6 protein-coding genes are annotated in these 15225 nt (G+C 42.5%); 3 read left to right on the top strand and 3 right to left on the bottom strand.

What is annotated here, in order from left to right; translation table 11 throughout:
• The first annotated feature begins 114 nt into the window (after positions 1 to 114).
• On the top strand, positions 115 to 1464 hold the full coding sequence (trkA, locus tag VS868_RS02485; RefSeq protein WP_266070706.1) for a Trk system potassium transporter TrkA: 1350 nt from the start codon (positions 115 to 117) through the stop codon (positions 1462 to 1464).
• Entirely contained in the window at positions 1464 to 2960 is a 1497-nt protein-coding gene (locus VS868_RS02480; RefSeq protein WP_345599085.1) for a TrkH family potassium uptake protein, read from the top strand. The genes trkA and VS868_RS02480 overlap by 1 nt, the downstream gene beginning before the upstream one ends.
• A 512-nt stretch (positions 2961 to 3472) precedes the next feature.
• Here VS868_RS02480 and VS868_RS02475 read toward each other — a convergent pair.
• Positions 3473 to 4663, bottom strand: coding sequence for a pyridoxal phosphate-dependent aminotransferase (locus tag VS868_RS02475; RefSeq protein WP_266070709.1), 1191 nt, complete (start codon positions 4661 to 4663; stop codon positions 3473 to 3475).
• 35 nt (positions 4664 to 4698) lie between these two features.
• Positions 4699 to 5799, bottom strand: a complete 1101-nt coding sequence (locus VS868_RS02470; protein ID WP_266070710.1) for an acyl-CoA desaturase — start codon at positions 5797 to 5799, stop codon at positions 4699 to 4701.
• A 109-nt stretch (positions 5800 to 5908) separates the two neighbouring features.
• Here VS868_RS02470 and rsmG point away from each other — a divergent pair, with 109 nt between their 5' ends.
• Complete coding sequence (gene rsmG, locus VS868_RS02465) at positions 5909 to 6538, top strand: 16S rRNA (guanine(527)-N(7))-methyltransferase RsmG (protein WP_345599084.1); 630 nt, start codon at positions 5909 to 5911, stop codon at positions 6536 to 6538.
• A gap of 102 nt (positions 6539 to 6640) precedes the next feature.
• Here rsmG and VS868_RS02460 read toward each other — a convergent pair whose 3' ends face one another.
• Positions 6641 to 15055, bottom strand: a complete 8415-nt coding sequence (locus VS868_RS02460) for a LamG-like jellyroll fold domain-containing protein (RefSeq protein ID WP_345599082.1) — start codon at positions 15053 to 15055, stop codon at positions 6641 to 6643.
• Positions 15056 to 15225: the final 170 nt, after the last annotated feature.

Below are 15225 nucleotides of genomic sequence, written 5' to 3'. Positions count from 1 at the left end.
AGATACATGTTTATCTATCAAATGCTGAGCCTGTAAACCAAATACTTATGTGGTATTTTGTTTTGCTCGATTGAAATACATTAACTTTGTGCCTCTTGAACTTACTTGTTCCTTATGAAAATAATCATTGCCGGTGCCGGTGAGGTAGGATTCCATTTAGCCAAGCTATTGTCATATGAATCGCAGGATATCACTCTTATTGATGTGAGTCGTGAGAATCTTATCTATGCCGATGCCCATCTGGATATTCGGACTCTAAGAGGAGATGCTACTTCCATTTCGGTGCTCAAAGATGCGCAGGTAAAAGACGTAGATCTGTTAATTGGTGTTACCAGTAGTGAAACAACAAATATTACAGTTTGTGTTCTGGCAAAGCAATTAGGTGCAAAACGTACCATTGCCAGAATTGCCAATACCGAATTTTTGGACGGAAAGGACGAGATAGGTTTTACCCAGTTTGGAATTGATGAACTCATTTCTCCTGAAGCATTAGCCGCCCGTGAAATTGAACTTCTTCTGAATCAATCTGCGTTTAATGATAGTTACGAGTTTGAAGATGGAGCCCTTACTATGGTGGGACTAACACTTTCTGAATCGGCTGCTTTTTTAGGGAAATCGGTTAAAGAGACTGCCAAGATTTTTCCGGGGATTCATTTTATGCCAATTGCACTTCGGCGGAAGGATACTGTAGAGACAACTATTCCCAGGGGAACTACTACTTTTAAAGAGGGCGATCAGGTTTACTTTGTAACCACACGTGGGGGAGTAAGTGATCTTTATAAGCTTACGGGAAAGAAACGCCAGAACATGAAGAATGTCATGATTCTGGGAGGAAGCAAGATAGGCCGTAAAGCCTCGATGGATTTGTGTAAAAAGAAAATGAATGTGAAGCTCATAGAGAGCGATAAGGATACAGCATTTGATCTTGCCGATGAACTGCCAAAAGCCCTTATCATTCATGGAGATGGTCGTAATGTGGAGTTGCTTGAGGAAGAAAGCATTCAGGATATGGACGCCTTTATTGCGGTAACAGGAAATTCTGAAACCAATATTATGACCTGCCTTGTTGCTAAATCCAAGAATGTAAAGCGAACCATTGCACTTGTTGAGAATATGGACTATTTTCAGTTAAGTCACTCCATAGGGATAGATACGCTTATCAATAAAAAACTACTGGCCGCCAGTAATATATTCAGGTACATAAGAAAAGGAGAGGTGGTTGCAATGACACGTCTTAGTAATATGGATGCTGAGCTGCTGGAGTTCATAGTTAAACCTACTTCAAAGGTTTCCAATAAAAAAATTATAGATCTTGACTTTCCGCGATCAGCAATTATTGGTGGAGTTATAAGAGATGGAATAGGAGTGATTGCTTTGGGTAATTTTAGAATTCTTCCCGGTGACCGGATTGTAATTTGTTGTTTGCCACATGCCATTCACAAAGTAGAAAAATTGTTCCTCTAATGCCGAGACTTAATAAGCCTATAATTAGTCATATCATGGGGGTGCTCATGGTCTGCAACGGGGGGTTCATGCTTACTGCTGCCGGAGTTAGTTTTTACTATCAGGATGGAGTAACCTGGGGAATCCTGCAGGCAGCACTAATTACTATGGGAATTGGGGCTTTGGCAATGGTTTTTACCAGGGGGCATGTGAAAGAGGTCAAAAAAAGGGATGGCTATCTCATCGTTACCTTTGGTTGGGTTTTTATGGCACTAAGTGGTACCCTGCCATATGTGTTAAGCGGTGGAATACCTTCGTTCACAAATGCCTTTTTTGAAACCATGTCTGGCTACACCACCACAGGGGCTTCAATTTTAAATGATATAGAATCTGTTCCCAAAGGGCTGCTTTTCTGGAGAAGCCTTACCCACTGGATAGGGGGAATGGGAATTATAGTCCTGGCCATTGCAATACTTCCCCTGTTGGGAATTGGCGGTATGCAGCTATTTGCCGCAGAGGCTCCGGGCCCCAGTGCCGATAAACTGAAACCAAGAATTACCGACACCGCCAAAAGACTTTGGTTTATTTACGTAGGACTAACTTTTGCTGAAACCGTATTATTATACGTTGCCGGTATGGGCCTTTTTGATGCCGTTAATCACTCCCTAAGTACACTTTCTACAGGTGGATTTTCTACCAAAAACGCAAGTGTCGCCTACTGGAATGATAATCCGCTGGTGCAGTACATTATCTCTCTCTTCATGTTTCTGGCAGGAACAAACTTCGTAATAAGTTACTTTGGGTTCAAAGGGAATTTTAGAAAGGTATTTCGCGATGAAGAGTTTAAATGGTATTCCTATTTTATTACTGGTTTTACGCTGATTGCTGCTTTAATCGTTTTTTTTAAAGCCGATCCTTCGCTTTCTTCCATAAACCATCCTATGATTTTGGGAGAATTTGAAAGTGCCTTGAGACATTCCCTGTTTCAGGTTCTTGCTATTGTTACCACTACAGGTTTTGTCACGGCAGATTATACTTTATGGACTACCTTTTTGACGGTCTTTTTCTTCGGATTATTCTTCCTTGGCGGCTCCGCAGGTTCTACAGCTGGGGGGGTTAAAGTGATGCGTCATGTGATCATGATTAGAAACGGCCTCATTGAATTTAAAAGAACGCTGCACCCAAACGCTGTACTCCCGGTACATTATAACGGTAAGAGTATTAGTAAAAAGATTGTCTTTAATATTCTGGGCTTTTTTATCCTTTACATGCTTTCTTTCATAATTGGGGCTTTAGTGCTTGCTTCCATGGGCCTCGATTTTGAGACTGCAATTGGGGGAGCAGCTTCTGCCCTGGGCAATATAGGTCCGGCATTTGGAGACCTTGGGCCGGTAAACAATTTTGATTCTTTGCCCCCTCAGGGAAAATGGTGGTGTTCTTTTCTTATGCTTATAGGAAGACTTGAACTATTTACCGTCCTCATACTTTTAACACCATTCTTCTGGAGAAACCGATAGGATTAATCAGTATGCAATAATTAGTATTTAGAATTGAGTAGTGAGTGATTTTTGCTGGATATTTTTTCTTCTCTTATACTTCGGAAACCTTCGTGCAGTAAACTATCTTTATTGATGTCGCGGATTTATAATCCGTGACGAGAAGAATTCTATTCGAATTTCTATGACTGAAAATGTTCTTCAAAAATGGCATTTTTGGAAAGTGTTTTCCCGGAAGGCATTCCACAAAGCGGCGTGATTTAGTATTGGGATTCTAAAATTAAGAAGTTAGTGATTTTCATTATTCAAATCTGTTCTTTTTTATCTGCGGAAATCAACGGGAAATAGAAGTATCAGTATTTAGATGTCGCGGATTTATAATCCGTGACGAGCATGATCCATTTGAATTTCCATGACTGAAAATGTTCTTCAAAAATGGCATTTTTGGGAGGTCTTGTGTTCAAAATGCTTCAGGCATAAACAAAAAATCCCTACTTCTTCAGCAGGGATTTTTTTATAAATTTCAGAAGAAATTATTTTTCAGAAATAGCATTTTTAATGCGATTCATGGCTTCTTCTATTTCGGCTTCACTTGCGGCATAAGAGAACCTGATGCAGTTTGGGCTTCCAAAAGCATCTCCGGTTACTGTAGCTACCAAAGCTCTTTCCAAAATGAACATAGAAAAATCGGTTGCATCTTTAATTTCGTAGCCATTGATGGTCTTTCCGAAGAAATAGGAAATATCTGGGAAAACATAAAAAGCACCCTCTGGCTCTGTAATGGCAAAACCTTCAATGCCCGACATTAAATCAATGATCAACTTTCTGCGGCTTTTAAACCTGTCGATCATGTACTGGATCTTGCTTACAGGAGCTTCTAATGCAGTGATCACCGCACGTTGTGCGATACAGTTGGCACCACTGGTGATTTGGCCCTGCATTTTGTTACAGGCTCTCGCAATCTCGGCTGGGGCTCCTATGTAGCCAATTCTCCATCCGGTCATGGCAAAAGCTTTTGAAACTCCGTTTACAGTGACTACACGGTCATACATATCTTCGAACTCTGCCATAGAGGCGTGCCCTCCCACAAAATTAATGTGCTCATAAATTTCATCGCTCACCACAATGATTTGCGGATGTTTTACCAAAACATCGGCCAAAGCACGAAGTTCTTCTTTGCTGTAAACCATCCCACTTGGATTTGAAGGAGAACTGTACCACAACATTTTAGTTTTGGGCGTAATGGCAGCTTCAAGTTGCTGAGGTGTCATCTTAAAATCTGATTCAACTGAAGTAGGTACTTCTACGGGAACGCCTTCGGCCAGCTTCACAATTTCGGCATAGCTCACCCAGTAAGGGCAGGGAAGGATCACTTCGTCCCCAGGGTTGAGCATTACCATCGCAACGTTGGCCAGGGATTGCTTTGCTCCTGTTGAAACAACAATTTGGGAACGATCATAAGTGAGGCCATTATCTCTCTTGAACTTGTTGATAATAGCATCTTTTAGCTCCACGTAACCGTCTACCGGCGTGTAGGCGTTGTAATTTTCATTGATGGCCTGTATGGCGGCATCTTTAATAAAGTCGGGAGTATTAAAATCGGGTTCTCCCAGGCTAAGGCCTATAACGTCTTTTCCTTCTGCCTTAAGCTCTCTGGTCTTGGCAGCCATTGCCAGGGTTTGAGAGGTAGACATGTTGTTAATGCGATCAGATAGTTGGTACATGTTAAAAAGGGTTGATAGTTATGGTAGATTAATAGTTAAGATGATACTGAAGGCTTCATTCCCATTTCGCGCAAATGGCGAAAATGTGCGGTAATGGCTGCCCGGGTGGTCTTATACTCATTGTAAGGCAGCTGGCATTCTTTAGCTGTTTCCTTCACTATTTTTGATAGTTTGTTGTAATGAATATGACTAATATTCGGAAAAATGTGATGCTCTACCTGGTGATTCAATCCGCCGGTAAACCAGTTGACTAACTTATTTTTGGTAGAGAAATTTACCGTGGTAAATAATTGATGAATGGCCCATGTGTTTTTCATAGAACCGGTATCATCGGGTAAAGGCATGTCGGTTTTTTCTACAACGTGAGCCAGTTGAAATACCACACTCAAAATAAGGCCTGCAGTGTAATGCATTATGAAAAACCCAATAAGGATCTTCCACCAGGCGATAGACAGGATAAGCATTGGGATGACAATCCAGATAGCCACGTATATAAGTTTAGTGATGGCTATGATGCTCCATTGCTTTACCGGATTTGGCATTTTTCCGTAAGAAAGTTTACGGGCAAGATACCTCTTGGTTTGCTTAAAATCGGTGGTGAGTGCCCAGTTAAAGGTAAGTAGCCCATATAAAAATATGGAATAATACTGCTGAAACCTATGAAAGCTGTGCCATTTGGCGTGTTTGCTGAAACGTATGATCCTGCCGGCATCCAGATCTTCATCGTGGCCGTGAATATTTGTATAAGTGTGATGCAGAACATTGTGCTGTACCTGCCAGTTGTAAACGTTTCCTGCCAAAACGTAGATCGTACCACCCATTAGATTATTTACCCATTTTTTGGAAGAGTAGGAGCCGTGATTACCATCGTGCATAATATTCATACCCACACCGGCCATACCTATTCCCATCACTATAGTAAGTAATAACATCCACCATTGAGAAATGTCAAGGGTAAGAATGAGAAAGTATGGAGTTAAGAAAAGGGAAAACATGACCACGGCTTTGAGGTGAAGCTTCCAGTTTCCACTTTTTGAAAGGTTGTTTTCTTTGAAATAGGCATTCACCCTGCTATTAAGGGTTCGGAAGAACTTTGCTGAATCTGTCCGGGAAAAACGTACTGTAGGTGTATTCATTAAAAATTTTGTATGTAAATGACAAAGGTAAAAGATTATAATTCTCTACGAGTATAGCACTTCACAATTAATGCTTTAAATTATTACTTTTGCTGAAAAATAAAAAAGTTTGGAGCTTCTCGAAAAATATTTTCCCAATTTCTCAAAAGATCAGAAGAATAAGTTTTCTAAACTGCAGGAACTGTACCAGGATTGGAATCTTAAGATAAATGTAGTCTCCCGTAAAGACATTGATGAACTTTACCTTCGGCACGTGCTGCATTCTCTGGGAATTGCCAAAGTTCAGGAATTTCTTCCCGGCGCATCAATCCTTGATGTGGGCACAGGAGGCGGTTTCCCCGGTATTCCCCTTGCCATTCTGCATCCCGAAACCAATTTTCACCTTGTAGACAGTATTGGTAAAAAGATCAAAGTGGTCAATGAAGTGGTTGAAGGCCTGGGCCTAAAAAATGTTCACACTACCAACGCCAGGGTAGAAGAAGTGCCGGGGCATTACGACTTTATTGTAAGCAGGGCGGTTGCTGCCATGCCTACTTTTGTACACTGGACCACCGGTAAGATTGCGAAACAGAGCAAACACGAACTTAAAAACGGAATTCTCTACCTAAAAGGCGGAGACCTTTCTGAAGAACTGGCCGATTATCCCAAAGCCGTGATCTATGAGCTGCCAGATTTCTTTGAAGAAGATTTTTTTGAGACCAAAAAGGTGGTGCATCTACCCCTGAAGTATAAAAAATAAGGAACCTCAAAAAATAATCTAGCCCCCAAAAGTTGAACACTTATTGGGGGCTGGTCAAAAATGCCATTTTTGAGACCTCTTTTTTCATTTCGGCAAATTTATTTAATCTACAAGGAACTTGAGAGCCACACTCGAATCTTCCAGGTACACCCGCACGACGTACATTCCTTTAACCGGAACCTCTACCGGTAATTTTATTATGCTTCCCTGTTCAATTTCGTTTTTGCTGTACGAATAGATTGCCTGCCCCACAGTGTTGTATAAAATGACATTTTTGACAGGTAATAAATCGTAATTTTTAATGACGAGCTGCTTTGATTCTCCCAAATAAAGGACCTCTAATCCCGTTGAGGAAGGTTGAGGTTGTTGAGGTTTCTCAATGATGATGCTGTCGTCACCTCCATTGCTGCCGTCGTCATCACCTCCTTCATCAGGGTCTCCCGGATCTTCTTCGGAAGGTTGATTGCCTTTAAAGACTATGGCGTATCGGTCATGGATGTTTCCCGCTGCGACTTCAGCAGTAAAATCTGATTCCTGTAAATTATGATAGGTGTCGGTATCATTGTCTTTTACAAAAATTGGAGCATTTTCGCTTATGTTCTCAAGCTCATCAATTGCAATGGTAATTTGGCCTCCTTTGGAAGTCTTGATGCCAAATGGCAACACCCTGCTTTCTCCAAAATCGGGCACCCCCTGAATAATGGCCTCTAATTCATTGAACAACCAGTACATATCTTCCCTGTTGTTTTCTATAAGGGGAGCGTCATAGCCAAGGTCAAATCCTGAAGTCGTATTTTCATCAGCTGTAACCAGAAGCTGACGGTGGTAACCTTCAGGGGAACGGAATTTGATCCAGATCCTTTTTCTGCCTTCCGCGGTAGAAGATTTAGGCTCATTTAAGCCTTTTTTCTCCTGGGAATGAAACACCGATTTTGTGGGGGCAATTTCAGAAACAAAGAAACGCTGACTATTCCTGAACAAAATTTCTCCTCCATCAATGCTAACGCCATATTGAGAAGTGATAGATTCATCGAGGGCGGTACTTACAAAAAAGGCCTGGGCCACCGGAATGTACTGTTGCGGCCTCTCACCACCTTCATCTCCTGTAGCATTAATACGTTCGTCATTTGCTATGGCTCTAATTCCGCCAGAAAGATTATACACTGCATAGCCGCCAATGTAAAGGGGCAGGTAGTGCGTGTTGCCTGAAAAATGCGACCAGAAATAAAGGGAACCGTTAAAAACATTCGTGCCGTTTCTTCTATCCTCCAAATTATCGAGAATAAACTCATTGGCATCAATAGCCGATGCGTAAGGGTTCCCAATAAGGTAATTTTTTCCGGTAGTGATATTTAATGAAATGGTGTCGTTATTTGGCATTCCGGTGAACACGTAATTCTGAAGATCCAGAATTTCACTGTAGCCCGAAGATCCTTTCATGGAATATCCTTCTCCCGATTTTAAGAGCGTTGTACTTTCATTGATCTTTTCCCACTGGCTGTATTCGTTTGAATCTCCAAAGAATTTATGCAGCCAGTAAGAACTTATTTTAATAGGGCTGGCCATAGCCTTGTCTGCCCAATGAAACTGATAATTAAAGTCAATAATTTTTGGATCGGTAGGGTCTGTACCATCTTTTAGTACTGAAGCGATTTTGTAACCGCTGTTTTGACCGCTAATACTCACCGGTGATGTCCAGTAATTGTAATTGTAACTGCTGGCGGTTCCCTGCTGGTCTTTTTGTATGCTGCCATTGCCAACTAAAATACTACCCTGGGTCTGGACCAGCTGTGATTCTCCATTCAGGTCTATAAAACCACCAAGATCGAGGTATTTGGTTATGGTGAGGCCATTTCCGGTTCCAGGCTGAATTCCGCTGGAGGTGCGTACAGGGTTTTCACCCAGCATATCCAACTTTCCTCCATTTAGTAAAAATCCAAGCAGCGTAATATTTTGGCTTCCGGAATTTTGCTTGTGGGTGACATAGGCAATATTCCAATTGATGTTTTCTCCATTGATCCCCTTATCATTGGGCCAGGTCCAGAAATTCTCTCCGTCATCTCCTATATGAACATCCCATGCCGTCCGGGTTTTCCATGCGCCATCAGCTTCGGAAATATAAGGAAGGGGAGCAGTATTTTGCTGAAGGCTTTCAATATTCCGCAGATGCCCGTCTACACCATTATTTGCCCTGTCTACTGCTATTCCCTGGGCCACTTTAGCATCTTCAGCAATAAGCCTGTAATAACTTGCGAGGGATGACCAGGATAAATTTTCAGGAACATTCATGGGGAGAATTATTCCTTTTACAAGGCTACCATTGGGCTCAATGCGCTGGTTCATCATAAACCTTATTTGCTCTACAGAGAGGGCGGTGTTCCACACTCTGAGTTCTTCCATCCAGCCTTTAAAATAGTTTTGCGGTACTTCGGGATTCCCTGCGTTGTACATGGCACCAATAAGAAATGGGAACGAATTGGCTGTTGGTTTGGAGCCGGTAGAGTTTCCTACCTTGATGCCGTCTACATATAACTCAACGCTACTGCCTTTAAAAACCACTGCAAGATGGTACCAGCGGGTGGTGCTTAATTTGTGTGAAGTAGAAACCGAATTTCCATTCCATCTAAACGTGGGTGCACCATTATTGATTACCAGGTCATATCCACTGGAAGTTAATGCAGCTGTGTTACGTTTTGAAATAATTGTTTTTAATCCCTGAACAGACTTCGGTCTAATCCAGACTTCCATAGAAAAATCTGAAGAAAAGTTATTTCTGTCTCCAATATAGACGTAATCATCTACTCCGTCAAAATCTAGAGTACTGCAATCGCCTTTAAAATTAACCGTCATGTCACTACTTGTTCCGCAGGTGCCATCGGCATGGGCAATTGTCCATCTTAACGTGTAAATACCTGCCGGGGCGCTAAAAGCTGAGGTTGGGCTATTTGGTTCGGCAAGTGTCCAGCTTGAATTTGGGGCATCAATTACCGTCCAGGTTCCCACGCCGGTCACGGGCGTATTTGCCTCCAGAACAGTATCGTAAAATCCGCATCCAAACGTTTGATCGGGACCAGTTTCAGCAACAGTCAGCTGTTCAGGCTGGGTAATAGTGACCGGTACGATAGCCTGGCAGCCATTGGCATCAATAACGGTTACAGTGTAGTTGCCTGCAAGTAGATTTATCGCAGTAGCTGTGGTTTGTTCTGTTGGATCATTCCAGAGATATTCGTAGTAACTATTGCCGTTTTCATCAATGAAGGGGGTGCCTCCCTGCGGTGAAGCTGTAGCTTTCCCTTTTTCACCGTAGCAGGCAGGATTAACAGAAGTTAAGTTGATAGTAATTGGGGCAAGCGGCTGGATGATCTCTACAGCCTCCGATTCAAATTTTTTGCCTTCACTGTCTTTCACCCAAACTGTATAAGTGCCTGCTTCGAGACTATTGAACACATTAGAGCTTTGATAGGTTCCATTTGAACCGGTAATACTGAAATAATAAGGAGCTTTTCCTCCGGAAGCTTTTGCGGTTACAGTGCCGTTTTTAGAACCGTAGCACAGTAATTCATTTGCAGTAACTATGACAAATAACGGAGCCTGTACCGTCTCGGGACTATTGGTGGAATAACATTTAGGATTGGGGCCCTGTCCGCACGTCCATTTGCTATTGTTGGAAAAGGTAAGGTATACATTTTCTACAACGAGTATGTCTCCGCAATTCCAATCAACCTCAATGGTTTTTACTTTTTGAGGTATTGCCTGTTTATCGTATAGACACCTGCCTCTGTTCAGGCGGGTTACTTCCCCATTGGGGTGTTCTATAGAAAATATATATTCCATATATAGCGAATACCGTGTGGGGCCAGAAGGCAGATCAAAGTAGATGAATTTTGAAATATCATCATCACAGGTTTCACTGGTAATTTTGTTTCCGTTGGCATCACCGATGTAAAACGGACTAATTCCAAAGTCATTTGATCCGCAGTCGTCAACAAAACATTCCCCTGCATAATGTATGATGGAAATGGTCTTTGAAACTCCGGTAGCATCAGTAACCGTAAGTTTTACATCTTTATTTCCTGTGGCAGAATAAATAACTTTATGAGATCCCGGGCCGGTAGCTGTAGCGGGAGTGGCATTTGCTCCAAAATTCCAGGAATAGGTATAAGGTCCCACTCCGCCCTTCGCAGAAAGATCTTCTACTTCAAAATATGAGGTTCTAATAATGTCGGTATCACTGCCGCATACAGAGGTGGGAATTATTGGGGCATGGATAGCATCATATATGTGGACAGTAGTAGTAAGCTTACAACCCTTGTTGTCGGTTACTGTTACTTCGTATTCTCCTGCAACCAGATAATTTGCCGTTTTTGTAGTTTGAAGAATTGCAGTTTCTCCTTTTTTGTGCCATTCATAGGTGTAACCCGGCGTGCCTCCGGTAAAATCTACAGTTGCTGAACCAGTGGCTGTGCCATAGGTGGTGGTCCGCTGAATGTTTGTATTTACCACAGATAGTGGTTGGGCCGGCTGATTAATTTTTAATGCTGAATTAAGCACTACGACACAGTTAGGGTATGCTGCATCTCTTATAGCTACGGAATATGTTCCGGCAATAAGTTGACTAAAGCTGGCAGCCGATTGCCAGCTTGTTCCATCAATGCTGTATTCATAAGAGCCATGCCCTCCTGAAGCGTTTGAAATATTAATGGCGCCACTATTTCCATTTGCACAACTCACATCGGTTTTGGTGACTTGTGCGTTCATAAGGTCCGCCTGTGATAATGTCACCGGTACCTGTACTGCACAACCATTAGCATCCTTTACGAAGATCGTGTGATTTCCGGCTGGGAGGTTTTCAAAAAGTTTTGTGGAGTAGAAATTCTCATTATCTACAGAGAATTCGTAAGGAGATGTTCCGCCTGTAACAGTTCCGGCGGTGATCATGCCATCACTTCCTCCATGGCAGGTGACTGGTGTAGTTGCAGGTTCGGTGGTCATCGTCAATACTTCCGGCTCAGAAATTGTAACAGTTTCTGAAGCTTCACAGCCCTTACTGTCTTTTACAGTGATCACATGATCTCCTGCGGAAAGGTTACTGAAAGTAGTCGCTGTTGAAAAATCACCTCCATTAATACTGTAAGTATAACCTGAATTTCCGCCTGCAACAGTGCCGACAATTACAGTTCCATCACTTCCTCCATTACAGGAAACGGGAGTGGTGGTGGAATTTGTTAGAGTCAATACGTTTGGCTCAGAAATAGTCACAGTTTCTGAAGCTTCACAGCCCTTGCTGTCTTTTACAGTGATCACATGATCTCCTGCGGAAAGGTTGCTGAAAGTAGTGGCTGTTGAAAAACCACTTCCATTAATGCTGTAGGTGTAACCTGAATTTCCACCTGAAGCAGTACCGACAGTTACTTTTCCATCGTTTCCTCCATTACAGGAAACGGGCGTGGTAGTGGAATTTGTGAGAGTCAGTACATCTGGCTGAGAAATTGTAACAGTTTCTGAAGTTTCACAATCCTTGCTGTCTTTTACAGTGATCACATGATCTCCTGCGGAAAGATTATTAAAAGTTGTGGCTGTAGAAAAGTTTCCACCGTTGATGCTGTAGGTATAACCTGAATTTCCACCTGCAACAGTGCCCACGGTTACTTTACCGTCGTTTCCTCCATTACAGGAAACAGGCGTGGTGGTGGAATTTCTGAGAGTCAGTACGTCCGGCTGAGAAATTGTAACCGTTTCCGAAGCTTCACAACCCTTGCTATCTTTTACAGTGATCACATGATCTCCTGCAGAAAGATTATTGAAAGTAGTGGCTGTTGAAAAACTACCACCGTTGATGCTGTAGGTATAACCTGAATTTCCACCTGCAACCGTGCCGACAGTTACTTTTCCGTCGTTTCCTCCATTACAGTAAACAGGAGTGCTGGTAGAGTTGGTGAGAGTCAGGACATCGGGTTGAGAAACATTAACCGTTTCCGAAGCTTCACAGCCCTTGCTGTCTTTTACAGTGATCACGTGATCTCCTGCGGAAAGGTTACTGAAAGTAGTCGCTGTTGAAAAATCACCTCCATTAATACTGTAAGTATAACCTGAATTTCCGCCTGCAACAGTGCCGACAATTACAGTTCCATCACTTCCTCCATTACAGGAAACGGGCGTGCTGGTGGAGTTTGTTAGAGTCAGTACGTCCGGCTCGTAAACTGTAACTGTTTCCGAAGCTTCACAACCCTTGCTATCTTTTACAGTGATCACATGATCTCCTGCAGAAAGATTATTGAAAGTAGTGGCTGTAGAAAAGTTTCCTCCATTGATGCTGTAGGTATAACCTGAATTTCCACCTGCAACAGTGCCGACAGTTACTTTTCCGTCGTTGCCACCATTACAGGAAACGGGCGTGCTGGTAGAGTTGGTGAGAGTCAGGACATCTGGCTGGGAGATAGTAACAGTTTCCGAAGCTGTACAACCCTTACTGTCTTTTACAGTGATCACGTGATCTCCTGCAGAAAGATTATTAAAAGTTGTGGCTGTTGAGAAACCACCTCCATTAATGCTATAGGTGTATCCCGAATTTCCGCCTGAAGCAGTGCCGACAGTTACTTTTCCGTCGTTGCCACCATTACAGGAAACAGGCGTGGTGGTGGAATTAGTCAGAGTCAGGATATCTGGCTCGGAAACTGTTATTGTTTCTGAAGCTTCACAGCCCTTACTGTCTTTAACAGTAATGATGTGATCTCCTGCAGAAAGATTATTAAAAGTAATGGCTGTAGAAAAACTACCACCGTTAATGCTGTAGGTATAACCTGAGTTTCCACCTGAAACAGTGCCCACAGTTACTTTACCGTCGTTTTCTCCATTACAGGAAACGGGAGTGGAGGTAGATCCTGAGAGGGTCAAAACATCGGGTTGAGAAACATTTACTGTTTCTGAAACCTCACAGCCCTTACTGTCTCTAACAGTAATGATATGATCTCCTGCGGAAAGATTGCTGAACGTAGTTGATGTTGAGAAACCACCACCGTTAATGCTGTAAGTATAACCTGAATTTCCGCCTGCCACAGTTCCTACACTTGCAGTTCCGTCGTTTTCTCCATTACAGGAAACGGGAGTGGAGGTAGATCCTGAGAGGGTCAAAACATCGGGTTGAGAAACATTCACTGTTTCTGAAACCTCACAGCCCTTACTGTCTCTAACAGTAATGATATGATCTCCTGCGGAAAGATTGCTGAAAGTATTCGCTGTTGAGAAACCACCTCCATTAATGTTGTAAGTATAACCTGAGTTTCCGCCTGAAGCAGTGCCGACAGTTACAGTTCCGTCGGTTCCTCCATTACAGGAAACGGGCGTGGTGGTAGAGTTTATTAGAGTCAGTACATTTGGCTGAGAAACAGTGACCGTTTCCGAAGCTTCACATCCCTTACTGTCTTTTACAGTGATGACATGATCTCCTGCAGAAAGATTATTAAAAGTAATGGCTGTAGAAAAACTACCACCGTTAATGCTGTAGGTATAACCTGAGTTTCCACCTGAAACAGTGCCCACAGTTACTTTTCCATCGTTTCCTCCATTACAGGAAACAGGCGTGGAGGTGGAGTTGGTGAGAGTCAGTACATCTGGCTGAGAAATTGTAATAGTTTCTGAAGCTTCACAACCCTTGCTGTCTTTTACAGTGATCACATGATCTCCTGCGGAAAGGTTGTTGAAAGTATTCGCTGTTGAGAAACCACCTCCATTAATGCTGTAAGTATAACCTGAATTCCCGCCTGCAACCGTGCCGACAGTTACTTTTCCGTCACTTCCTCCATTACAGGAAACGGGCGTGGTGGTGGAATTTGTGAGAGTCAGTACATTTGGCTGAGAAATTGTAACCGTTTCCGAAGCTTCACAGCCCTTGCTGTCTTTTACAGTGATCACATGATCTCCTGCGGAAAGATTAGAAAAAGTAGTTGCTGTTGAGAAACCACCTCCATTAATGCTATAGGTATAACCTGAATTTCCACCTGCAACAGTGCCGACAGTTACTTTACCGTCGTTTCCTCCATTACAGGAAACGGGCGCGGTGGTAGAGTTGGTGAGAGTCAGGATATCTGGCTGAGAGATCTCTAGATCCGGATTCAAGGTAACCCGGCAGGAAGTATCAGATTTATCAGTAATAAGTACCTGATAATTCCCAGGTGCAAGATTTTGGAAATTACCCGAATCCTGCCAGGAGTTTCCATTATCGATGCTGTACTGATAACTTCCGCTCCCTCCTGAAGCTCCGGAAATATTTATTGATCCGTCACTGTTGCCATTACAAGTGATGTTAGTTGAAGACAAACTGGCCGAAAGACTACATTCCTGAAAAGAAGCAGAAAAAATTCCGTAAGGAGATTCCGCCCAACTTTGTGCCTGAGGCTGATGTTCCTGAGGGAAAATGTAAGTATTTGATGTAGAGTTATTCCAAAAGGATGCCAGTACCGAACTTGTCAGTAGTAAAAAAAAGACCAAAATTTTGAGAGAATTGTAGATTTTCCCCATGGCAAACCATTAAAAATCAGCAGGTAAAAGTAGGAAAATTTTCAAGATTGTGTTCTTTTATTCCTTTTTTTAATCGGTAAAAGAATTAAAAATCCGATTAAATACACTTCTTTTAGGGTTTAATCTGCCTGGATATCACTTCCAGATCCTTTTAATGGGTTCTTTTGTAC

Origin of the sequence: Salinimicrobium sp. 3283s (assembly GCF_039602225.1) — a bacterium.
Classification (GTDB): Bacteria; Bacteroidota; Bacteroidia; order Flavobacteriales; family Flavobacteriaceae; genus Salinimicrobium; species Salinimicrobium profundisediminis.
Note: the sequence above shows the minus strand (reverse complement) of the source record. Positions and strands in the feature narration are given on the sequence as shown.

What these genes read in the sequence shown, in the direction of transcription:
- VS868_RS02460 (WP_345599082.1), bottom strand. Translation starts at nt 15,055, where the DNA reads ATGGGGAAAATCTACAATTCTCTCAAAATTTTGGTCTTTTTTTTACTA.
- VS868_RS02470 (WP_266070710.1), bottom strand. Translation starts at nt 5,799, where the DNA reads ATGAATACACCTACAGTACGTTTTTCCCGGACAGATTCAGCAAAGTTC.
- VS868_RS02475 (WP_266070709.1), bottom strand. Translation starts at nt 4,663, where the DNA reads ATGTACCAACTATCTGATCGCATTAACAACATGTCTACCTCTCAAACC.
- VS868_RS02480 (WP_345599085.1), top strand. Translation starts at nt 1,464, where the DNA reads ATGCCGAGACTTAATAAGCCTATAATTAGTCATATCATGGGGGTGCTC.
- trkA (WP_266070706.1), top strand. Translation starts at nt 115, where the DNA reads ATGAAAATAATCATTGCCGGTGCCGGTGAGGTAGGATTCCATTTAGCC.